This window comes from Stenotrophomonas sp. 22385, assembly GCF_052045085.1.
GTDB lineage: Bacteria > Pseudomonadota > Gammaproteobacteria > Xanthomonadales > Xanthomonadaceae > Stenotrophomonas.
Window position 1 is genome coordinate 174248 of record NZ_JBQEOG010000010.1, and the last position, 21878, is coordinate 196125.

Here is a 21878-nt window from a genome sequence, read left to right on the forward strand (position 1 = left end):
CAGCGGGCCGGTACGGACCCGTTGCCGGTTCGCGGCTACAATCGCGGCCATGCGCATCTTCCTGCAGCAACCTGCCAGCGGCACCGATCCGGCCGGCTACCTCCAGCTCACCCTGCAACCGGACCTGTTCGGCGGCTGGGAACTGCTGCGCGAGTCGGGCCAGATCGGCAGGAGCGCCAAGCTGCACCGCCAGTTCTTCGCGGACCAGGCGCAGGCAGAAGCCGCGTTTGAGAAGGCACGCGACAGCGAGCTCAAGCGCGGTTATCAGATCACCTATACCCGCGGCGTGCCGCCGCGCTGAGCGGCCTCGCCTCCCCCGGCCCTGCGCCACCCGTTTCCAAGGATGCATCCCGTGACCAGCCCCCCCCGCCACGATCGCCTGCTGCGCGCCCTGCGCCGCGAACCGGTGGACTGCACGCCCGTCTGGCTGATGCGCCAGGCCGGCCGTTACCTGCCCGAGTATCGCGCCACCCGCGCCAAGGCCGGCAGTTTCCTGGCCATGGCCAAGAACCCGGACATCGCCTGCGAAGTCACCCTGCAGCCGCTGCGTCGGTTCGACCTGGACGCGGCGATCCTGTTCTCGGACATCCTGACCATTCCCGATGCGATGGGCCTGGAGCTGTATTTCGTCGAAGGCGAAGGCCCCAAGTTCCGCCATCCGGTGCGCGATACCGCCGCCATTGCCAGGCTGGCCGTGCCGGACATGGAAACCGAGCTGCGCTACGTGATGGATGCGGTGCGCGTGATCCGTCGTGAGCTGGACGGCCGCGTGCCGCTGATCGGTTTCTCGGGCAGCCCGTGGACGCTGGCCTGCTACATGGTCGAAGGCGGCGGCAGCAAGGATTTCGCACGCATCAAGGCCATGGCCCTGAACGAGCCGGCCGCACTGCACCAGCTGCTGTCGGTGGTGACCGATGCGGTGGTTGCCTACCTGGCTGCCCAGCGCGCGGCCGGCGCGCAGGTGCTGCAGGTGTTCGATACCTGGGGCGGCGTGCTCAGCCCGTCCATGTACCGCGAGTTCTCGCTGCGCTACCTGACCCGCATCGCGCGTGAACTGGAGCGCGGTGAAGGCGAGCAGCGCACCCCGCTGATCCTGTTCGGCAAGGGCACCGGCCTGCACCTGGCTGACCTCGCCGACACCGGCGCCGATGCCTTGGGCGTGGACTGGACCCTGGACCTGGCCGACGCAGTGGCACGTACCGGCGGACGCGTGGCGCTGCAGGGCAATCTCGATCCGGCCACGTTGTACGGCAACCCGGAGGCGATCGAACGTGCCGCCGGGCAGGTGCTGGACAGCTATGCGCGCGGCAATGGCGGCTCCCGCGAGGGCCACGTGTTCAACCTCGGCCACGGCATGTCGCCCGACATGAACCCTGAACATGTGCAGGTACTGGTAGAAGCCGTACATTCCCACAGCCGCCGTTGATCCAACGACCGCGCGACCCCCAGATCGAGCGACCAAGGATCGTAGTGACACGCCATGCGTGTCAAAGCCATGATCCTGCGCACGTCCCCGAGCCAGCGCGGTGCCCATCACCGGGCATTGCCCCGCATCTGCGATCATGTGCACCTCGTTGATGAAGGTGCACACGATGACGACCCCCAGCTATGCCTCGTTCCGGCCCCTGTTGTGGCTGGTGTCGCTGGCGATCTTCATGCAGATGCTGGATTCGACCATCGTAAACACCGCCCTGCCCGCCATGGCGCGCAGCCTCGGCGAGAGCCCGCTGCAGATGCAGTCGGTGGTGTTCAGCTACGCGCTGGCAGTGGCGACGTTCATTCCCGCCTCGGGCTGGATCGCCGACCGCTTCGGCACGCGCCGCACCTTCCTGGCGGCGATCATCCTGTTCACCCTCGGCTCGCTCGCCTGCGCGCTGGCACAGACCCTGCACCAGCTGGTCGGTGCGCGCGTGCTGCAGGGCGTGGGTGGCGCGATGCTGCTGCCGGTCGGGCGCCTGGCAGTGATGCGCTCGGTCTCGCGCGAGCAGTTCCTGCGGGCCATGAGTTTCATCGCCATCCCGGCCCTGGTGGGGCCGCTGATCGGCCCGACCCTGGGGGGCTGGCTGGTGGAAGTGGCGTCCTGGCACTGGGTGTTCCTGATCAACCTGCCCATCGGCGTGATCGGCTTCGTGGCCGCGCTGAAGATCATGCCCGACCACTACGCCGAACACCGCACCCGCTTCGACATCGCCGGCTACCTGATGCTGGCATTCGGCATGGTGGTGCTGTCACTGGCATTGGATGGCATTTCCGGCATGGCCACGCCGCACGCATTGGTGATGCTGATGACCGTGGCCGGACTGGCTGCACTGGTCGGCTACTGGCTGCATGCGGCCAACTCCACCGCGCCGCTGTTCTCTCTGGCGCTGTTCCACGTGCCCAGTTACCGCATCGGCATCCTTGGCAACCTGTTCTCGCGGATCGGCAGCAGCGCGATGCCGCTGCTGATCCCCCTGTTGCTGCAGGTGGGCATGGGCATGAGTCCGATGAACGCCGGGCTGCTGATGATTCCCGTGGCAGCCGCCGGCATGCTGTCCAAACGCTACGCGGTCAAGCTGGTGGAACGCTTCGGCTACCGCCGGGTATTGATGGTCAACACTGTGCTGGTCGGGTTGGCGATGGCCAGCTTCATCTTCATGGTCCCCGGTCAGCCGATGGGGCTGCGCGTGGTGCAGCTGGCGGCATTCGGCGCAGTCAATTCGCTGCAGTTCACCGTAATGAACACCGTGACGCTGCGCGACCTGGACCGTGATTTCGCCAGCTCGGGCAACAGCCTGCTGTCGATGGTGATGATGCTGGCCACCGGCTTCGGCGCCGCGGCTGCAGGCAGCCTGCTGGCTGCGTTCGAGCATCTGGACACCCTGCGCGGCGCTACCGCTGCCCTGCATGCCACGTTCGTGTGCGTGGGTGCGATCACGCTCACCTCCACGCTGATCTTCTGGCAGCTGCCCGACACCCGCCCCTCCCCCCGCGATGTGGAAGAGGTCGCCGAATAGGCGACCTCGGTAGCAGCGGACCGTTGGTCCGATGACCTTTAAAAAATTTTTACCCCCGCCCTTCCACCACCACCCGCGCGATCGCCTGTTCCAGCAGGTCACCGGTCACCGGCTTGCGCAGGAAGCCCTGGAAGCCCGCCTCGCGGACCCGGTGTTCGATGCCCGGGTCGGTCCGCGCGGTCACCGCCAGCAACGGCATCGCATAGCCCTGGTTGCGCAGATGTCCAGCCAGTTCCAGGCCGCCCAGGCCGGGCAGGTCCAGGTCCAGCAGCACCACGTCGAACGGCGCGTCGCTCACTTCGCGCAGCGCGGCCAATGCGTGCCCGGCGTGCACGACCTCGTGTCCGCGCGCGCTCAGCAGGCCGATGATCACGCTGGCCACCGTCTGGTCGTCCTCGACCAGCAGCAGGCGCAGCGGCGGCAGGGGCTGGCCCTCGGCAACGCCGGCGCTTCCGACCGTCGCATCGGCCATCTGCAGCGGCAGCGGCAACGTCACGCTGAAGCGCGTGCCCACGCCGAGCTGGCTTTCAACGCTGATCTGGCCCTGCATGGCCAGCGCAAGCTCGCGGCAGATCGCCAGGCCCAGGCCGCTGCCGCCGTACTGCGCGGCGGTGCGCGCACCATCGGCCTGCTCGAAGCGCCGGAACAGGCGCTGCTGCTGGTCGCTGCTGATGCCCGGCCCGGTATCGGATACCTCGAAGTACAGCCCACGCCCCGGCGCCAGCGCATACACCTTCAACCGCACTTCGCCGTTGCTGGTGAATTTGACTGCATTGCCCAGCAGGTTGAGCAGGATCTGACGCACCCGCACCGCATCGCCCACGCTGCACAGCCCGGCCGGCAGTTCGTTGTCGACCACGAAGCGCAGCCCCTTCTGCTCTGCCAGCGCCGCCATCAGGGTGCAGGCATCATCAATCACGCCCTGCAGCGCAAACGGCTGCGTCTGCAGCTGCAGCCGCCCCGATTCGATCCGGGCCAGGTCCAGCGCGTCGTTCACCAGGTGCAGCAGGTGCTCGCCGGCATGCCGGATCGATTCGGTGTAACTGCGCTGCTGCGCGTTCAGCGGCGACCCCAGCAGCAGCTCGCTCATGCCCAGCACGCCGGTCATGGGCGTGCGCACTTCATGGCCCAGGTTGGCCAGGAAGCGTGTCTTGGCAGCCGATGCCTGCTCGGCCAGTTCCTGCTTGTGTAGCGCCAGCTGGTAGGCGTGGCGGCGTTGCACGCGGCGGCGGTACAACCAGGCGCACAGGCTCAGCAGCAACAAGGCGATCGAAGTCATCACCAGCAGCCCCGATACGCTGCGCCACCAGGGGGGCATTACCCGGAACTCAAGCACCTGTACCCGCGACCAGACCAGGTCGGCCGAGCGTGCCTGCACCTCAAGCCGGTAACGTCCGGGCGGCAGCCGCGAGAATACGCGCTCGCCACCCGGTCCCACTTCCACCCAATCCGGGTCGTAGCCGGCCAGGCGGTAGCGATAGCTGTTGGACGACGAGTCGGCAAAGGACAGCAGCCGCGCCACGATGCGCAGATCGCGGTCGGCATCGGCGATCTCCAGCGGGGCAAGATGGGTCAGGTCCAGCACCCGCTCGCCTCGGCGCACTTCCACGCGCTCGATCACCAGCGGGGCGCGCCGGGTCGCCGGGCGTACCTGGTCCGGATCGAACAGCACCACGCCGGCCGGTGTCCCGCCGGCGATGTGGTTGCTGGCCGTACGCACCAGCGTGCCGCGGCGGAACTCCTGGCTGGGCAGCCCATCACGTACGCCGTACTGGCGCACGCTGCCCTGGTTGGGATCGACGCGGATCAGGCCGCGCGAACTGGCGGCCCACACGATATCCTGGGCATCAACCACCAATCCCGTCGCCGACAGCTGCGGGAAGCCCTCTTCGGGCCCGATCTGTGCCTCCCGCGCGAGCCGCTTCCCGGTCCAGCGATAGCGGATCAACCGTCCATCTTCCGATACCCACACCGTGCCATCGTTGGCCCGCGCCAGGGCATGGCTGGCGACGGCCGCCGCGCCCGGCACCCCGTCGAACCGCGCACGCGAGGGCACCCACTGCATCAGGCCCTGGTTGGTTGCCACCCACAGATGGTCCTGTGGACCACACATGAGGTCCAAAACCAGCTGTCCGGGCACCAATCCTGCCGTGCCGGCCGCGATCCGCTGGCGTACGCGGCCGTCCAGGCTGCGTTGCTGCAGTCCGCCGGATGACGCGCTCCAGACGCTGCCGCCGTCGCAGAGCATCAGCGTATCCACGTCGCCCTCCATCGCCGCATCAAGGCCCGCATCGCTGCCCCAGCGTTGCAGGGCCCCGGTATCGGGGTCGTAGCGCAGCAGCGCCTCATGCGATCCGATCCAGACGTGTCCGCGCGCGTCTTCCACTACGGACAACAACCATTGTGCACCATCCACCCAGGTCCGGTGTTGTTCCACCCGGCCGGTGACCGGATCGAAGCGGTCAAGTGCACCGTGGGTACCCACGGCCCAGGCACCACCGTTGGCCGATGCGGCCATGCCCAGCACGTAACCGTTGCGAAGCGAGGCCGGGTCGTCCTCCAGCCGTGACAGCACCGAGAACTGCCACCAGCGCGGCAGCAGGTGCCACAGGCCACTGTTGGTACTGGCCAGCCATATGCCGCCTTCGCGATCTTCGTACGCGCCAGTCCAGTTGGGGCGCACCTGGCCGCGGGCAACCGCGCTGTAAAGCGGAACCTGCTGGAACCGGTTCTGGTAGGCGCGTCCAAGACCGGACCGGGTGTCGAGCCAGTACCCGCCCTGCTCATCGCGCAGCATCATGCCCAGCACCTGGTCGCCGGCGTCCACCTTCCAGGGCGCCGGAGTGAAGCTGCCATCCGGCCGTCGCACCACCGTGCCTGCGTTGGTACTGATCCACAGGCTGCCATCCAGTTCGGCGGTCAGCCCGTTGACCAGCGGCGTGGGCAGCTTGGACGCAGGCACCCGCTCGAAGTCGCGCCCGGTCCAGCGCGCCAGCCCGGCCTTGGTACCGACCCACAGGCTGCCGTCCCGGGTGGTGGCCATATGCGTCACCGATGCAGCCGGCAGGCTGCGCCGGTTGCCGGGTTCCGGCATGAAGCGGGTGATCACGCCATTACGGTCAAGCCGGTGCAGCCCGCCTTCGTAGGTGCCGAACCAGACCGCCCCGTCACCGGTGGAAGCCAGGCTCCAGATCGTGTTGCTGCCGATCACCGGATTGCTGGCACGGTCAAAGAAGCGCAGCTCGCGGCGGTCGGCAGACATCATCGCCAGCCCGGCATTTTCGGTACCGATCCACAGCTGGTTGCGCGCATCCACGTGCACGCTCCAGACCATGTTGTCGCGAAGGCCGTCTTCTGCGCGCCAGACACGGTAGTTGCGGCCGTCGAACCGGGCCAGGCCATCGTTGGTGGCCAACCACAGGTAGCCGTACCCGTCTTCGGCCATGCGGTTGACGGTGTTGGACGGCAGACCATCGAATACGGTCAGCTGGCGCGGCGTTGGTGGGACCGGCTGCGCGGCCGCCAGCGACGGCCACATCCACAGCATCCCGAACAGGAGCAGCCAACGCATGGGCAACACCAATGAATCTCCTGGAGCGGGTCTGGGTCACCCGGTGACGTGCATACCGGGCAGGACTTGTCGCAAAAGGCACAAGTTACGGAGGGATGGTAAACGGTTCGCTTGATCGGAACGAACCGTCAGGCCAGACCGGCCTGCTGCAGCGCCAGCCGAAGCGTCGTGGCGGTGACCGGCTTGGGCAGAATTCCCGCACCGCCGACGGCGCCAATCCGCTCAGGCAGCTCTGTCGCGGACCGCCGGCTCAGCGCCAGCACCGGCGCGGTCACGTTCCGCGCAGACAGCAGGCCGATCAGGGTCGGCCCATCGATGCCGGACAGTTCCATGTCCACCAGCACCAGGTCGAAGCGGCCTGCGGCCAGCTCGGTCAGGCCGGCCAACGCGTGCGGCGCATGCACCAGCTCGCAGCCGTGCACCGACAGCAGCGCACTGGTCTCACGGGCGGCCTGGCGGTCTTCGTCCACCAGCAACACCCGGCCGCGGGGCTGCGGCGCCACCGTCGGCATCGGCAATCCCACCTGCACGCGCCACCGTCCGCTGCCGAGGGCGTGCACGCACAGCGTGCCGCCAAGGGCCCCGGCCAGACGTTCGGCGGCAGTCAATGCCGTGCGCAGGGACGCCATCGACGGCGTAGGCACGGCCTTGCCGACGCCGGCCGCGGACGGGTGCGCGGCGCGGCCGCCGGCGTTGAACGTCCACAGCAGGCCCTCGCGGCCCGGCCGCCATGCCACCTCCAACACCATGTGCGCGGCACCGGTGTGCCTGCCCACGACGCGTGCGACCGCGTCGAGCAGTTGAACCAGTCGCGGCGCATCACCATGCGCGCGTGCGTCCCCGGGCAGCTGCAGGCACAGGGCCAGCGCGGTACCCCGACGGCAGGACGGTACGATCTGGCGCGCCACCCACTGACGGTGCACCGCCGCCACGTCGAAGTCGGCAGCGTGGAGGGGCGCACAGCCGGCCTCCAGCCGCGCCTGGTCCAGTGCGTGATTGACCCGCTCCAGAAGCGCATGCCCGCCCTGCAGTATCCGCTCCAATGGCTGCCGCTGGGCCGCGTGCAGCGGCGACGACAGCAGCAGTTCGGCCATGCCCAGGATGCCGGTGAGCGGTGTACGCACTTCGTGGCCCAGGGTCGCCAGGTAGTGCGCCTTGGCCTGTGCCGAGCGCAGCAGCAGCGACAGGCGCTGTGCCGACGCCTGCGCCCGTCGGCCGCGCGCGACCCGGCGCACCGCCGCCCAGGCCCCACCGCCCACCAACAACGCACCGGCGGTCACCCGCGCGCCCACCAGCACCGGGTGGTGCCAGCCACTGCGCTCCACCTGCAGCAGCAGCGCCCGGGTCGGCGACCAGCTACCGTCGGCCAGGCGTGCCTGGAACTCCAGCCGGTGCTCGCCGGGAGGCAGTTGCGGGAAGCCGCGGGTACCGCTGCGGCCCACGCGGATCCAGTCCCGGTCCAGGCCGCACAGCCGGAACCGGTACTGCTGGCGGGCCTGCACCGGAGCGCCAAGCAGGCGGACGCTGACCTGGATGTCCCGGTCATCCGGCCGCAGTGGAAGGACCGTCGCGGACGGAAGCAGGTGCAGGCTGCCGTCGCGGTGCAGCTGCACGCGCTCCACCACCAGCGCCGGCTCGCCCCTGCATGCCGCCAGTCCCGTCGGATCGAAGCGCACTGCACGTCCGTGCCCATCCACGGCCAGCATCGTCGATCCAGCGGCCTGCAGCTGTGCATTGAACACGGCCTCCGGCACGCCTTCGCTGCGCGTGTACAGCCGCACCTGGCCCTCGCGCGGGCGAAGACGCAACAGGCCGCGCGCGCTGGTCGCCCACAGCGCGCCGTGGACGTCGCTGGCCAAGGACGCCAATCGGAGCGACGGCAGCCCCTGCCGTGCGTCGATCTGCACACCCGGCCGGGCCAGGCCGTCCTGGATCAGATAGCGCCGCACCCTGCCTGGAGTAGCCACCCACAGCGCACCGTCCGCGGCCAGATGCAGCGCACTTACCTCGCCTTCCACACCGGAAACGGCCTCGAAGCGCCCGTCGGCCCATCGCGCCAGGCCATGCCGCCCACCCCACCACACCCCATTGGCGGCATCGCAATGCAGCGCCAGCGGACCCTGGGGACGAGCCTGCCCGATCGCATCCCATCGCCACTGCCGGGCACCCGCACCGCCTGCGGGCAATCGCCGGATTCCGCTGGCGTCCACTTGCCACCGGCTGCCATCGGCGCAGGCCAGATGCTGCGTCGGCGCATCCAGCTCCAGATGCACCCCGCTGACCGCCGGCATCGCAGGCGGTGTCTGATCAAGCGCTGCAAAGTGCTGCCAATGCGGTGGCAGCCGCCAAACGCCCAGATGCCGCCCGAGCAACCACACGCTGCCGTGGCGATCTTCAAGGGCGCTGCGGAACCGGGGCATGTCGCTGCTGCCCAACGGCGCCACGCTCAACCCGGAGTGCGGCGCGGCCCCACTCTTCCAGATCGTGGCATCTTCGCCGAGCCACGGCCCACCGCGTCGCGACACACCCAGCGCACGCGTTCCAGCCGGTGCATCCACCGGTTCCAGCCGTCCCGTATCCGACGATCGCCACGGTCCTGCCGCGCCGCTGACCCACAGCCGCTGCTCCGCATCCACCAGCAGCGCGCTGACCGGCGCAGTCGCCAGCATTGAAGGAGGCGGCAGGAAGTGACCGTTCCGCCAGCGCGCCAATCCGCGCGGCGTTCCGACCCAGAGCGTGCCATCGGCCGCCAGCGCCAGGTGCTCGACACGGCGGTCGGGCAGGCCGTCCGCGTTCGCGGTAGGCAGATACTGGCGCAGCCGATGCCCCGGTCCGAGCCGGAACAGACCGGCATCACGGGTACCGAACCACACCACGCCATCCGGAGCCGGCAACACGACGCTGATGGACGTGCCGGCCAAGGCCGGATAACGCCGGCTGTCGAAACGCTCGACATGGCTGCGGTCGGCCGACATCCGCATGAGCTGGCCCTGCGCCGTTCCCAGCCACAACCGGTCCTGCGCATCCGTGGCCATCGCCAGCAGCTGGTTGTCGGCCAGACCCTGCTCGATGCGCCAGATCCGGAAGCGCTGGCCGTCGAAACGCGCCAGGCCGTCATCGGTGGCGAACCACAGGTAGCCATCGCGATCTTCCACCACCTGGTGCACCGCGTTGGAAGGCAGCCCATCGGCAGTGGTGAAACGCAGAGCCGTGGGGACCGCCGCGCGTGCCGATGCCGCAAGCAGCAGCAGCGCCAGCACCACCGCCATCAGGCGTTGCGGCAGGCGCGTAGCTGTCCGCAGCCTGCCGATCATGCGACCACCACGGCGGCCGCCAGGCGTGCTCCGGTCACGGGCAGACGCAGAAATCCGTCGAACCCGGCCGCCCGTGCGTCGCGCTCGGCGCCGGCATCCGCGCGTGGCGTGAGCGCCAGGCGCCGCACCCCCGGCCACAGCCAGGGAAGCCGCGCGCTCATTCGCCCGCCGGCCACCAGCATGTCCGGATCGGCCGCAATCAGGTCCCAGGGCCCCGGATCGACATCGCGCATCCAGGCGTCTGCGTCCTCCACGGCAACCACCCGATGGCCGTGCGAGCGCAACAGCGCGCATATCACCTCGACGGCCTCGCGCTCGGCCGCGGGCAACAGCACCATCACCCGCAACGAGCGCGATGGACCTGCAGGGGATGCGCCGGGGTGCGGCGTAGCCGGCGCAGCGGCCGGTGGCAGCACCGGCCAGGGCAGCATCAACTGGAACTGGGTACCCCGCCCGCGCTGGCTGTCGACGTCCAGTCGCCCTCCCATGGCGTGCGCCAGCTCCCGGCTGATGGCCAGTCCCAATCCGCTGCCGGCCTCGTGGGTGACCGGAGCGGCGCCGTCGACCTGGCTGAATCGCTGGAACAACCGCCGGAGCTGCGCCGGGCTCATTCCCGGCCCGGTATCTGACACACACAGCAACAGCCCACGATCGTCCGGAGCGCTGCGCGCGCCAAGGCTGACCTGTCCGTGCGCCGTGAACTTGAGGGCGTTGCCGAGCAGGTTCAGCAGGATCTGGCGCAGCCGCTGCACATCGCCGTGGAAGCACGCGCCAGGCGGCAACGTACTGGTCCAGTGCAGTGCCAGGGCCTTGCGGTGGGCCACCGGCAGCAGCAGCGCGTGCAGCTCGCGTAGCACATCGGCCAGCACGAAGGGCGCTGGTTGCAGCTGCAGGCGGCCGGATTCGATACCTGCCAGGTCCAGCGCATCGTCCATCAACTGCAACAGGTGGTGACCGGCCTGCTGAAGGCTGCCCACCTGCTCGCGCTGCACCGGCGACAACGGGGACTGCAGCAGCAGCTCGCTCCAGCCGAGCACCGGTGTCAACGGCACGCGCACCTGGCGTCCCAGCTCGGCCAGGAAACGGGTGCGCTGCATCGAGTCCTGCTCGGCCCGCTGGTGGCGGGCACGGGCCTGCCGCCGCTGCGCGCGTCGCCGCTGTCGTCGATGATGCAGCCGCGCTATCCCCACGATCGCTGCGCAGAGCCCGGCAGCCAGTGCGATCCGACCCGGCGGGGTTTCCCACCATCGCGGCACCACGCGCAGCTGCACCTGGCGCACCGCCGACCATGCACCGCCGGCATGCCGCGCCTTTACCAGCAGGGAGTGTTCACCGGCCGGCAGCCGGGCGAACAGTCGTTGCGCGACAGGACCGGTGTCGACCCACGACGGGTCCTGGCCCAGCAGGCGGAAGTGATACTGGATGCGATCCGGATCGCCGCGACCGAGCAGCTTCGCGGCGACCCGCACATGGCGGTCGCCCGTGCCCAGAATGACCGGCTGCGCCGCAATCGGCACCTGGATCACCCGCCCATGACGACGACGGCTCATTGCATCGATCACCAGTATTGGCACCGTCGCAGGGCCACGCAGCGCGCGTGGGTCGAACGCCAGCAGGCCGCCTTCGCGTACACCCGCCAGCAGTGCACCCGAGCCGAGCCGAAGCAACCGGTGCGGGAGCACTTCCTGCACGGGCAGGCCCTGCGCGGTGCCCAACACCTCCACCTCGCCGGTATGCGGATCCACCCGCACCACACCGCGCGCGGCTCCCGCCCACGCCACGCCGTCGGCACCCACCGCCAGCGCATTTGCGCGCAACAGCGGGTAGCCCTCGGCACCGGCGACGCGGTGGAGTCCATGCAGGCGCCCCTGCGCCCGACGGTACTGTTCCAGGGCCGCCGGGCGACTGACCCACAGGGTCCCATCGTCGCTTTCGGCGAGGGCCGATACCGGTCCGTCGCCGTCGCCCTGCACCCGCTCGAAGCGCTCACGCGCGGCGGACCAGCGCATCACGCCTTGCGGGTCAGTGGCCCACACCTCGCCATCACGCGTGCACAATAGCTGCCGCACCGGCACATGGGGCCGCAGGCCAAGGCTCTGCGGGGGCGCACTGTGCTGCCGCTCGCCGTCTGTGGACCACCGCTGGATCGCCTGCGGGTGCGCCAGCCAGATCTGCCCCTGCGCGCACATCTGCAGGGTGATGGCCCCTTGTTCCGTACCCAGCCCCAATGCCCAGTCGCGCGTGCTGTGCTGACGCGGGTCATGGCGCAACAGCCGATCGGCACTGGCAACCCAGACCCGTCCCTGCGCATCTTCGGCCACGCCGACAGGCAGTGAACCGGCGCCGCCCAGCGGGTAGCTGAGTACGTCACGACTGCGTCCGGAGCGCAGGTCAATACGCTGCAGGCGCCCGCGGCTGCCAGCAATCCAGGCGTGGTGCATGCCCGAGGCCGCCAGGCCCAGCGCATGGTGACTGCCGATTCCCGGCCCGCCGTCGGCACCGGCGGGCAATGCCGTGAACTGTCGCCAGCGCGCCGACAGCCACCACACGCCATGTTGCTCACTCACCCACCACAGGTCCCCGTTGCGATCTTCCAGCGCCTGCCGGATCACCACCGGCCCCGGCGCGCTGCCCGGAGGTGGCTGCAGTGCCCACGGCACACCCGGGCCGGACTCCCGCCGCAGCAACACGGCGCCCTGCTGCTGCCAGAGCGTGCCGTCAGCGCTGCGCAGCACGCTGCGGGCGCCCACCGGCCGCACACCGGTGCGCGCGGCCATGTCCACTGCCCAGGTGCCGCGTACCGAGGTGATTTCCACCCCGCCCTGCGGGTCGGCCCAGAGCGACTGGATGGGTGCGGTAAATGCAGGTGGCAGCGCCACCCGCGCAAACGCTTCGCCCTCCCAGTGCCAAAGCGACGAGGACTGGGCCACCCACAATGCGCCCGTGTGATCCCGCGCAAGGGCCCTCACCGCGCCCCCCTCCAGCGGAAAGCGATGCAGCTGCCAATGCGGATCGTGCGGCGCCAGCCCATAGAGCTGACGGTCGCTGCCAATGGCCCAGACCCGGCCATCGCCGCTGCTGCGTATCTGGCGCACCGGGCCTTGTCGCAGCGCCGAAGGGGCCGATGCCGGCAGCCGCTGGAAGCCACCGCGATCAGCGCCCATCATGACCAGCCCCACGGTGGCCGTTCCCACCCACAACCGGTCGACGGCATCCACGTGCAACGCGCGCAGGTCCAGGTCCGGCAAGCCTTCTTCGAGCCGCCAGAGCCGGTACTGCTGTCCATCGAAACGCATCAGCCCGTCGCTGCCCGCCAGCCACAGATAGCCCGACGCGTCTTCGGCGATTTCACGCACAGAGGGCTCGTGCAGGCCGTCGGCCATGCCCAGCAGGCGTGGCGAGGGCACATGTACGACACCCGCAAGGCTCGCTGCCGGCCACATCAGCAAGGCCAGCAGCAACGCTACGGTCTGCCCGCGCAGGGCCTCTCGCGGAGGCGTCACCGTCTACCGCAACGTCATCGTTCTCATTGCGGCCACGGTAGGGCCATCGCGACCAGGGCGCATCCGCGCACCCGTAAATACGTCACAGAGCGGCGAATCAAACTTTGGATTGATTTTGCTGATTTCTGATACGCAGCCTATGGAGCGGCCGCTGTCCCCGACGGGCTTCGGCGGCTGGCGAACGCCTGCGAGATCGCCGCCACCAGCAGATCGCCGGTCACCGGCTTGCGCAGGAAGCCATCAAACCCGGCTGCCAGGACCTGTTGCTCGGCGTAGGCATCGGAACGTGCCGTCACCGCGATCAGCGGCAGCGCGTAGCCCATCGCGCGCAGCTGCCCGGCGATGGCGATGCCGTCCAGCGCGGGCAGGTCCAGATCAAGCAGGCCGACATCGAAACGTCCGGCAGCTACTTCCGACAATGCCGCCAGCCCATGCAGGGCATGCACGACACTGTGTCCGCGGGCCTGCAGGAGGCCGGCGATGACATCGGCCACGGTGGCATCATCTTCCACCAGCAGTATCCGCAGCGGCGGCAGCGCAATCGGCGCGCCATGCGGCGGCGCATGCGGAGCGGCACCCTGGCGCTCACTCCACGGCAGCGGCAGGTGCACGGTGAAGCGGGCGCCCTGTCCGGGTTGGCTGTCGATGGCGATGCGTCCGCCCATTGCCACGGCAAGCTCCTGGCAGATCGCCAGGCCCAGGCCACTGCCACCATAGCGGGACGCCGTACGCGGGCCGTCCGCCTGTTCGAAACGGTGGAACAGACGCTGCTGCTGGTCTTCGTTGATGCCCGGCCCGGTGTCGGTGACCTCCAGGGCAATACCGCTGCCTCCCGGCACCAGCTCGACACCCAGACCGACGTGGCCGTGTTCGGTGAACTTGATCGCGTTGCCGAGCAGGTTCATCAGGATCTGGCGCACGCGCATCTCGTCGCCGCTGACCTGCACCGGGCCGGACAGGTTGAAGCTGCGTTCGAACGCCAACCCGCGGTGATGCGCCATCGGCTCCATGAGGGTTTCGACCTGGGCCAGCATCGACATCAGGTCAAACGGTCGGATGTCCAGTTCGAGCCGACCCGCTTCGATCCGGGCCAGGTCCAGGGCGTCATTCACCAGCCGCAACAGATGGGTGCCGGCGTGCTGGATGGACGCGGCGTAGCCGCGCTGCAGCTCATCCAGCGGGGTGGCCAGCAGCAGCTCGCTCATGCCCAGCACCCCCGTCATCGGTGTGCGCACCTCATGGCCGAGCGTGGCAAGGAACCGGCTCTTGGCCTGGGAAGCCTGTTCGGCGATCTGCTGTTTGTGCACGGTCAGCTGCCATTGCTGGCGGCGCCGCAGCCGGGCGCGGGCAAACGCCGCCACCGCTGCCACCAGCAGCAGCCACAGCATCACGTAGCCCAGGATGGCCCAGCTGCTGCGCCACCACGGTGGCTGCACCTGCACACTGATCGTGCGTGACGGTGTCCACTCTCCATGCGCGGTCGCTGCCTGCACGTCGATGGCGTACTGGCCCGATGGCAGCCGCGACAACAGCCGTTCGCCATCGGCATTCTGCATCACCCAGTTCTGGTCGTAACCGGACACGCGGTAGCGGTAGCGGTTGCCCATCGGGCTGGCATATGACAGCAGGCGCGCCGAAATGATCAGGTCGCGGTCCCCCGGGCCCAGCACCAGTGGCGCATTGACCGGCAGCGACTGCTGGCCTTCGGCGTCATCGCGGCGCACCTGGATGTTGTCGATGACCAGCTGCGACGGCGGCAGCACGCTGTCTGCTGCGTTGGGGTCGAACCCCACCAGGCCCGTGGCGGTGACCGCCAGTGCCCGGCCATCGGCTGCGGCCACCGGCGGACGTCCACTGAATTCGCTGTCGGGCAGTCCGTCGCGTTCGCCGTACAGGCGCAGGCGGCGCTCGCGCGAATGCCAGCACACCAGGCCTCGCGGCGTGGTGGCCCAGACCTGGCCGTCGCGGCCCAGGATCAGCCCGCCCACGGACACGGGTGGCATGCCCTGCGCAGCCCCGACGCGCTCGCGCAGGGTCATGCTCAGCCCGTCCCAGTGGTAGCGCTCCAGGCTGCCCTTGCGCGCCATCCAGACCTCATCGGGGCCGGACCAGGCCATGTCGTAGATGTTGCCGGGTGTGATGCCCGGCACCCGTTCGAACCGATCTTCCTGCCAGCGCAGCAATCCCAGCTCGCCCATGTCACCCATGATCCACAGCTGGCCGCGCGGGTCGAACAGCATCTGCTCCACCGGCACCTCGACCAGACCGCGGCCGTCACCGATGCGGATGTCATCAAGCAGGTTGCCCTGCCCGTCACGCCGCTGCACCCCGTAGTTCATGATCGACAGCCACAGGTCGCCATTGGGCGCTTCACGGATCAGATCGATGCGTTGGCGGACATCCGCGCCGCCCCCGATTTTCCACTCGCGCAGCTGTCCGGTGCGGGGCTGGAACAGCCCCAGCCTTCCGGCCCGACCGAGCCAGAGCGCACCATCGGCGCGCGCGGACACCGACCAGACCGCACCCACGCCGAGCTGTTTGTCCGTGGCGATCTGGCGCAGGCGCCCGCCGGCGTCCAACCGGTACACACCATGCGCCCCGGCCACGTAGTAGTCGTTGCCTGCCGCGGCAGCGCCGAGCAGGTACACGCTGTCCAATGGCTTGCCATCAAGCTGGTACCAGGTGGAGAAACGCTTCCAGTCCGGAGGGAGGTAGGCCAGCCCCTGGGTCAGCATGGCCACCCACAGGCCGCCTTCATGGTCCTGCAGCATGTCCAGCACGCCGCTGCGCTCGGTGAGGAAACCACTTCCGGCATCGCCGGCCAGAAGCCGCAGCTGTGTTTCGTCGCCGCGGTACAGACCGTCGGCCGTGCCCAGCCAATACCCGCCGTTCCGGTCATGCACCACCGATGCGGCGCGCACGTCGGCGCCAAGCGTCCACGGTGCCGGGCGGGCGCTGCCATCGCTGTCGATCCGGAACAGCCCCCCTTCGGTACCGGCCCAGACGGTGCCATCGGGGTCACGGCTCAACCGGAACACGCTTTTCCCCCCGAGCACAGCCGGGGCGATCCGGGTGAAGCCACGCCCATCCCAGCGCGCCACGCCACTTCCGGTGCCCACCCAGACACGTCCCTGCGGATCGGACAGCAGGCTGTAGATGGTGTCGTCGGGGAGCGCGGCTGGATCGGCGGCATTGGCCTGGTAGCGCACCAGCGTTCCGTCTTCCTCCCGCCGGCAGATGCCATGGCGATTGGTACCGATCCACAGCGCCTTGCCCGCGTACGCCAGCGACCAGAACTGCCCCTCGCACCGCTCGCTGAGGTCGGGAAACCGTTCGAAGCGTTCGCGGCCCGGTCCGAGCACGCTCAGGCCAGCGCCGTTGCTGCCCACCCAGACCCGATCAAGCGGATCGACCAGCAGTGTTTCGATCTCGTTGCCGGGCAAGGAGCCGGGATCGTCGGGTTCATTGCGCCAGACCCGCAGACCGACGCCGTCGATGCGGGCCAGGCCATCATCGGTGGCGGCCCAGATATAGCCCTGCCGGTCCTGCGCCAGCGCCAGCACCATGCGTGAGGGCATGCCTTCGGCAGCACCAAGGCGGCGCATGCGCGGTGTCTCTGCCGATGTCCCTGCGGCCCACAACGCCGTCGGCACCCCATACAACGCCAGTGCCAGCAGCACGATGCCTGCCCGCCAACCGCGCGTGCTGAACGCCATCGAGTTCTCCCTGTTGCCCGGGATTGTCACACAGTGCGCTGCACAGCGCCCCCGCCGCAGCCCATGGCGCGCACCACGATCTGTTGCAGCCATGGTGCTGCCAGGCATCACGGACCAGCGCGTATGATCGGCCCAGCCCTGAATGGAGCCGGCCGTGACCAAGCGCCTGACCCTTGCCCTGATGTTGTGCACCGCCCCCTGGGCGGTGAGCGCTGCGCCTGACACCTACCGCCTCGACCCGGTGCATACGCGGGTGCTGTTTGCGGTCGAGCATGCGGGTTTCTCGCAGGCGTTGGGCACGGTATCGGGCAGCGAAGGCGTGCTTTCCTTCGATCCCGACGACTGGACCAGCGCCGCGCTGACGGTCAGCGTGCCGCTGCAACGCCTGGATCTTGGCGATGACAAATGGAACAAGGCTGCCCTGGCGCGCAATCTGCTCGACGCCGAACGCCATCCCGAGGCGCGTTTTGTTTCCACCCGCATCGAGCCGGTGGACGCCACCCATGCACGGGTGATCGGCGAATTGACCCTGCGTGGCGTGAGCCGCGAAGTGGCGCTCGATGTCACGCTCAACGCGGTCAAGCGCCACCCGATGCCTCCGTTCCGCCGCACTGCTGGCTTTTCCGCCACCGCCACGCTCAGCCGCAGTGCGTTCGGCGTGGATGCGTGGCCGTCGATGATCGGCGACCAGGTCCAGCTGCGCATCGAAGCGGAGGCCCTGCGCGACCGCGGCGCCACCGATCCGCAGGACACACCGTCCGTCGGCGAACCGGGAACTCCCGACCCGATCGACGGCTCGGACACCCCATCTCCTTCGCCAGCCCGGAAGCGCTCGCCATGACCACCCGAAATACCCATGACCGCTGGGGCGGTGTCAGCCAAGCCCTGCACTGGCTGATCGCCCTGCTCATCCTGCTGCTGGGCATCGTCGGCCTGACCATGGGCGAACTGCCGCGCACCCCGAAGTATTTCTGGGTCTACACCGCGCACAAATCGCTGGGCATCACGGTGCTTGCATTGGTGGCGCTGCGCCTGGGCTGGCGCCTGTACGCGGGCGCGCCCGAACCGGTGCCCGGCACGCCGACCTGGCAGGAACGCATCGCCTCCGCCACCCACTGGCTGCTGTACGTGCTGATGTTCGCGCTGCCGCTGTCCGGCTGGATCTACGATTCGGCCAGCGGCCTGCGGCCGTTCCGCTGGTTCGGGCTGGTCGACGTACCCAAGCTGGTCGCCCCCAGCGCTGATGCGCGCGACATCTCCCATGCCATCCATGAGTGGGGCTTCTGGCTGCTGATCGCCGTGGTGGTCGCGCATGCCGGCGCCGCGCTGTACCACCACCTTTTCCAACGCGACGCCACGCTTGCGCGCATGCTGCCGCAGGGTTGGCTCGCCTCCCCCCAGAAGGACTGACGATGAACATCAAGCTCACTTCCCCCGCCGCCGTGGCTGCCGCGCTGGCCGGCCTGATGGCCACCGCGCCGGTGCTGGCCGCCGATTACGTGCAGGCGCCCGGCCCCGGCTCGCACCTGGCCTTCGCCACCAAGTACGACGGTGAAGTGTTCGCGGGCAGCTTCCCCGGCTTCTCGACCAAGGTCAGCTTCGATCCGGCCAACCCGGCCGCCGGTACGCTGGACGTGACCATTCCGCTGGCCAAGGCAACGTCCGGCAACAGCGACCGCGATTCCACCCTGCAGGGGGCAGAGTTCTTCAACGTGGCCAAGTTCGCCACCGCGACGTACACCGCAAAGGGCTTCACCAAGACCGGCGACAACAAGTACGTGGCCAATGGCACGCTGGCGCTGCGCGGGGTGAGCAAGCCGGTCATCTTCACCTTCGAGTGGAAGCCCGGTGCCAACCCGGTGCTGACCGGCAAGGCCACGGTCAAGCGCCTGGACTTCGGTGTTGGCGGCGGTGACGACTGGAAGGACACCAAGACCATTCCGGATGACACCGCGATCAGCACCGTGGTCAAGCTCCAGGCGAAGTAACTGCCTGGTCGAGGGACAGTCCGTGGTGCCGGCCAACCGCCGGCGCTACCGGTGGTTGCTCATCCAGGCCGACAGGGTGGCGGCATCGAAGGGCCAGTCCAGCTCCCGGCCCTGCCCGTCGCGCAGTACCGGGACGCGGCTGCCGTAGCGGGCCTCCAGGGCCGCGTCATCGTCGATGAACACACTGTCCAGCCCGGAAACCCGGGCCTGGGCCAGGACTGTGAGGGCCCGGTCGCAGAGGTGGCAGTCATCGCGCTGGTAAAGGATGAACATAAGGTCGATATGTTGCGTTGCAGCCAGGGTGGCGGGCGCGGACAGCATAGAATAGTGCTCCATCCGATACCCGCAGTTTGGCACTCATGGCTGTCAGCACGTTCGACGTTTTCAAGATCGGCATTGGCCCGAGCTCCTCGCACACCGTAGGACCGATGAAGGCCGCCGAACGCTTCGTGCACCGCTGGCTGCTGGACCCGGGCTGCCTGCAGGATGTGGTGCGCATCCGCGCCGACGTCTATGGCTCACTGGCGTTGACCGGCCGCGGCCATGGTACTGACAAGGCCGTGCTGCTGGGCCTGGAAGGCCAGCGCCCGAACCTGATCGATCCGGACATCATTCCCGGCACGCTGGAGCGGATCCGCAGCAGCAAGCGCATCCGGCTGATGGGCACCCATGAGATCGCCTTCGACGAGAAGCGCGACCTGGGCCTGAACAAGCGCCAGAAGCTGCCCTACCACACCAATGGCATGCGCTTTACCGCGTACGACGCGCAGGACCAGGTGATCGCCACGCGCGACTACTACTCGGTGGGGGGTGGCTTCGTAGTCAACCAGGATGACGCGGCCGATGACCGCATCGTGCCCGATGAAACCCCGCTGCCCTACCCGTTCAAGAGCGGCGACGAACTGCTGGCGCAGACCGCGCGCAGTGGCCTGAGCATTGCCCAGCTCATGTTCGAGAACGAGAAGTGCTGGCGCAGCGAGGACGAGATCCGCGACCAGCTGCGCGAAATCTGGGACGCCATGCAGCAGTGCTGCGCCCGCGGCATCCGCCAGGAAGGCACCCTGCCCGGCGGCCTGCATGTGTCGCGCCGCGCCCCGGCGCTGTACCGTGAGCTGTCGTCCAAGCCGGAAGCGGCCATGCGCGATCCGCTCACCACGCTGGACTGGGTGAACCTGTACGCCCTGGCGGTCAACGAAGAGAATGCCGCCGGTGGCCGCGTGGTCACTGCGCCGACCAACGGCGCGGCGGGCGTGCTGCCGGCGGTGCTGCATTACTTCGACCGGTTCTGCCCCGGTGCCAACGAGCAGCGCGTGTTCGATTTCCTGCTGACCTCGGCCGCGATCGGCATCCTGTACAAGGAAAACGCCTCGATTTCCGGTGCCGAGGTCGGCTGCCAGGGTGAAGTGGGCGTGGCCTGTTCGATGGCCGCCGGTGGCCTGGTCGCGGCGCTGGGGGGCAACCCCAGCCAGATCGAGAACGCCGCCGAGATCGGCATGGAGCACAACCTGGGCCTGACCTGCGACCCGATCGGCGGGCTGGTGCAGATCCCCTGCATCGAGCGCAATGCGATGGGCGCGGTGAAGGCGATCAACGCCTCGCGCATGGCCATGCGCGGTGACGGCAAGCACAAGGTGTCGCTGGACAAGGTCATCAAGACCATGCGCGATACCGGCCGCGACATGCAGGACAAGTACAAGGAAACCAGCCGCGGCGGCTTGGCGGTCAACGTCATCGAGTGCTGATCGGCCGCGCGGGCGGTTATCCTCGGGGCTCCCCCTACCGGAGACCGCCATGCGCATCCTGGCCGCCGCCCTGCTTGCCTGCCTGCCCCTGACCTCGTTCGCCGCCGACACCTACGATGCGCGCCTGCAGGCCTTCGACTACGGCTGGCCGGTCAAGACCTTCAGCTTCGATTCGCAGCGCCAGCCGCTGGAAATGGTCTATCTGGACGTTCCGCCGGAAGGGGTGCCGATGGCCGGCACCGTGGTGCTGCTGCATGGCAAGAACTTCTGCGCGGGCACCTGGCGCGACACGATCAAGGCGTTGAGCGCTGCCGGCTACCGGGTGATCGCCCCGGACCAGATCGGCTTCTGCAAGTCCAGCAAGCCGCTGCGCTACCAGTACTCGTTTGGCCAGCTGGCCGCCAATACCGAAGCGCTGCTGGCCCACCTCAAGCTGGACAGCAGCAAGGTCGACCTGGTCGGCCATTCCATGGGCGGCATGCTGGCCACGCGGTTCGCGTTGATGTATCCGCAGCAGCTGCGCCAGCTGGCACTGGTCAATCCGATCGGGCTGGAAGACTGGAAGGCCAAGGGCGTGCCGTGGCGCAGCGTGGATGCGTGGTATGCCAACGAACTGAACACCAGTTTCGAGAGCATCAAGAAGTACCAGCTTGACGTCTACTACAGCGGCCAATGGACGCCCGAGTACGAGCATTGGGCACGGATGCAGGCCGGCATGTATGCGGGCCCCGGCAAGCAGGCCGTGGCCTGGAGCCAGGCGCTGACCTCGGACATGGTGTTCAACCAGCCGGTGGTATACGAACTGCCCAACGTGCGGGTTCCCACCACGTTCTTCATCGGCCAGAAGGACCGCACCGCGATTGGCCGCGACCTGGCCTCACCCGCGTTGAAGGCCACACTGGGCGACTACCCGGCGCTGGGCAAGGCCGCCACTGCCGCCATTCCCGGCGCGACCCTGGTGAGCTTCGACGACCTGGGGCATTCGCCACAGGTGCAGGATCCGGAGCGGTTCAACGCCGCCTTGTTGAAGGCGTTGAAAGGAGTCTGA

13 protein-coding genes are annotated in these 21878 nt (G+C 68.7%); 8 read left to right on the top strand and 5 right to left on the bottom strand.

Annotated features, from left to right (window positions below; genetic code table 11):
- The first annotated feature begins 49 nt into the window (after nucleotides 1-49).
- From ACTJI4_RS17295 to mdtD, 3 genes are all read left to right on the top strand, one after another.
- Complete coding sequence (locus ACTJI4_RS17295; RefSeq protein ID WP_392920628.1) at nucleotides 50-301, top strand: WGR domain-containing protein; 252 nt, start codon at nucleotides 50-52, stop codon at nucleotides 299-301.
- Nucleotides 302-343: 42 nt separating this feature from the next.
- Nucleotides 344-1426 carry a uroporphyrinogen decarboxylase gene (gene hemE, locus ACTJI4_RS17300; protein WP_440870053.1) on the top strand — a complete coding sequence of 361 codons (1083 nt, stop codon included), beginning with the start codon at nucleotides 344-346 and terminating at the stop codon, nucleotides 1424-1426.
- A gap of 166 nt (nucleotides 1427-1592) precedes the next feature.
- A complete protein-coding gene (gene mdtD, locus ACTJI4_RS17305; RefSeq protein ID WP_392920633.1) occupies nucleotides 1593-2996 on the top strand; it encodes a multidrug transporter subunit MdtD in 1404 nt (467 codons plus the stop codon).
- A gap of 49 nt (nucleotides 2997-3045) precedes the next feature.
- Here mdtD and ACTJI4_RS17310 read toward each other — a convergent pair whose 3' ends face one another.
- From ACTJI4_RS17310 to ACTJI4_RS17325, 4 genes are all read right to left on the bottom strand, one after another.
- Complete coding sequence (locus tag ACTJI4_RS17310) at nucleotides 3046-6567, bottom strand: ATP-binding protein (RefSeq protein ID WP_440870054.1); 3522 nt, start codon at nucleotides 6565-6567, stop codon at nucleotides 3046-3048.
- Between the two features lie 128 nt (nucleotides 6568-6695).
- A complete protein-coding gene (locus ACTJI4_RS17315; RefSeq protein ID WP_440870055.1) occupies nucleotides 6696-9881 on the bottom strand; it encodes a hybrid sensor histidine kinase/response regulator in 3186 nt (1061 codons plus the stop codon).
- Nucleotides 9878-13384: an ATP-binding protein gene (locus tag ACTJI4_RS17320; protein WP_440870056.1), complete on the bottom strand. Its 3507-nt coding sequence runs from the start codon at nucleotides 13382-13384 to the stop codon at nucleotides 9878-9880. Before ACTJI4_RS17320 ends, ACTJI4_RS17315 begins: the two co-directional genes overlap by 4 nt.
- 137 nt (nucleotides 13385-13521) lie before the next feature.
- Nucleotides 13522-17100: an ATP-binding protein gene (locus tag ACTJI4_RS17325; protein WP_440870057.1), complete on the bottom strand. Its 3579-nt coding sequence runs from the start codon at nucleotides 17098-17100 to the stop codon at nucleotides 13522-13524.
- 142 nt (nucleotides 17101-17242) lie between these two features.
- On the opposite strand from ACTJI4_RS17325, the gene ACTJI4_RS17330 reads away from it, so the two are divergent.
- The 3 genes from ACTJI4_RS17330 to ACTJI4_RS17340 are packed head-to-tail and all read left to right on the top strand — an operon-like array spanning nucleotide 17243 to nucleotide 19088.
- Nucleotides 17243-17941 carry a YceI family protein gene (locus ACTJI4_RS17330; RefSeq protein ID WP_392920648.1) on the top strand — a complete coding sequence of 233 codons (699 nt, stop codon included), beginning with the start codon at nucleotides 17243-17245 and terminating at the stop codon, nucleotides 17939-17941.
- Nucleotides 17938-18510, top strand: coding sequence for a cytochrome b (locus ACTJI4_RS17335; protein ID WP_392920652.1), 573 nt, complete (start codon nucleotides 17938-17940; stop codon nucleotides 18508-18510). The genes ACTJI4_RS17330 and ACTJI4_RS17335 overlap by 4 nt, the downstream gene beginning before the upstream one ends.
- Nucleotides 18511-18512: 2 nt before the next feature.
- Complete coding sequence (locus ACTJI4_RS17340; RefSeq protein WP_392920655.1) at nucleotides 18513-19088, top strand: YceI family protein; 576 nt, start codon at nucleotides 18513-18515, stop codon at nucleotides 19086-19088.
- Between the two features lie 45 nt (nucleotides 19089-19133).
- Here ACTJI4_RS17340 and ACTJI4_RS17345 read toward each other — a convergent pair whose 3' ends face one another.
- Nucleotides 19134-19361 (bottom strand): glutaredoxin family protein, encoded by a 228-nt coding sequence (locus tag ACTJI4_RS17345; protein WP_392920977.1) that lies wholly within the window; start codon nucleotides 19359-19361, stop codon nucleotides 19134-19136.
- Between the two features lie 86 nt (nucleotides 19362-19447).
- On the opposite strand from ACTJI4_RS17345, the gene ACTJI4_RS17350 reads away from it, so the two are divergent.
- Both ACTJI4_RS17350 and ACTJI4_RS17355 read left to right on the top strand, forming a co-directional pair.
- Nucleotides 19448-20830: an L-serine ammonia-lyase gene (locus ACTJI4_RS17350; protein WP_068853685.1), complete on the top strand. Its 1383-nt coding sequence runs from the start codon at nucleotides 19448-19450 to the stop codon at nucleotides 20828-20830.
- A gap of 49 nt (nucleotides 20831-20879) precedes the next feature.
- Complete coding sequence (locus ACTJI4_RS17355; RefSeq protein WP_440870058.1) at nucleotides 20880-21878, top strand: alpha/beta fold hydrolase; 999 nt, start codon at nucleotides 20880-20882, stop codon at nucleotides 21876-21878.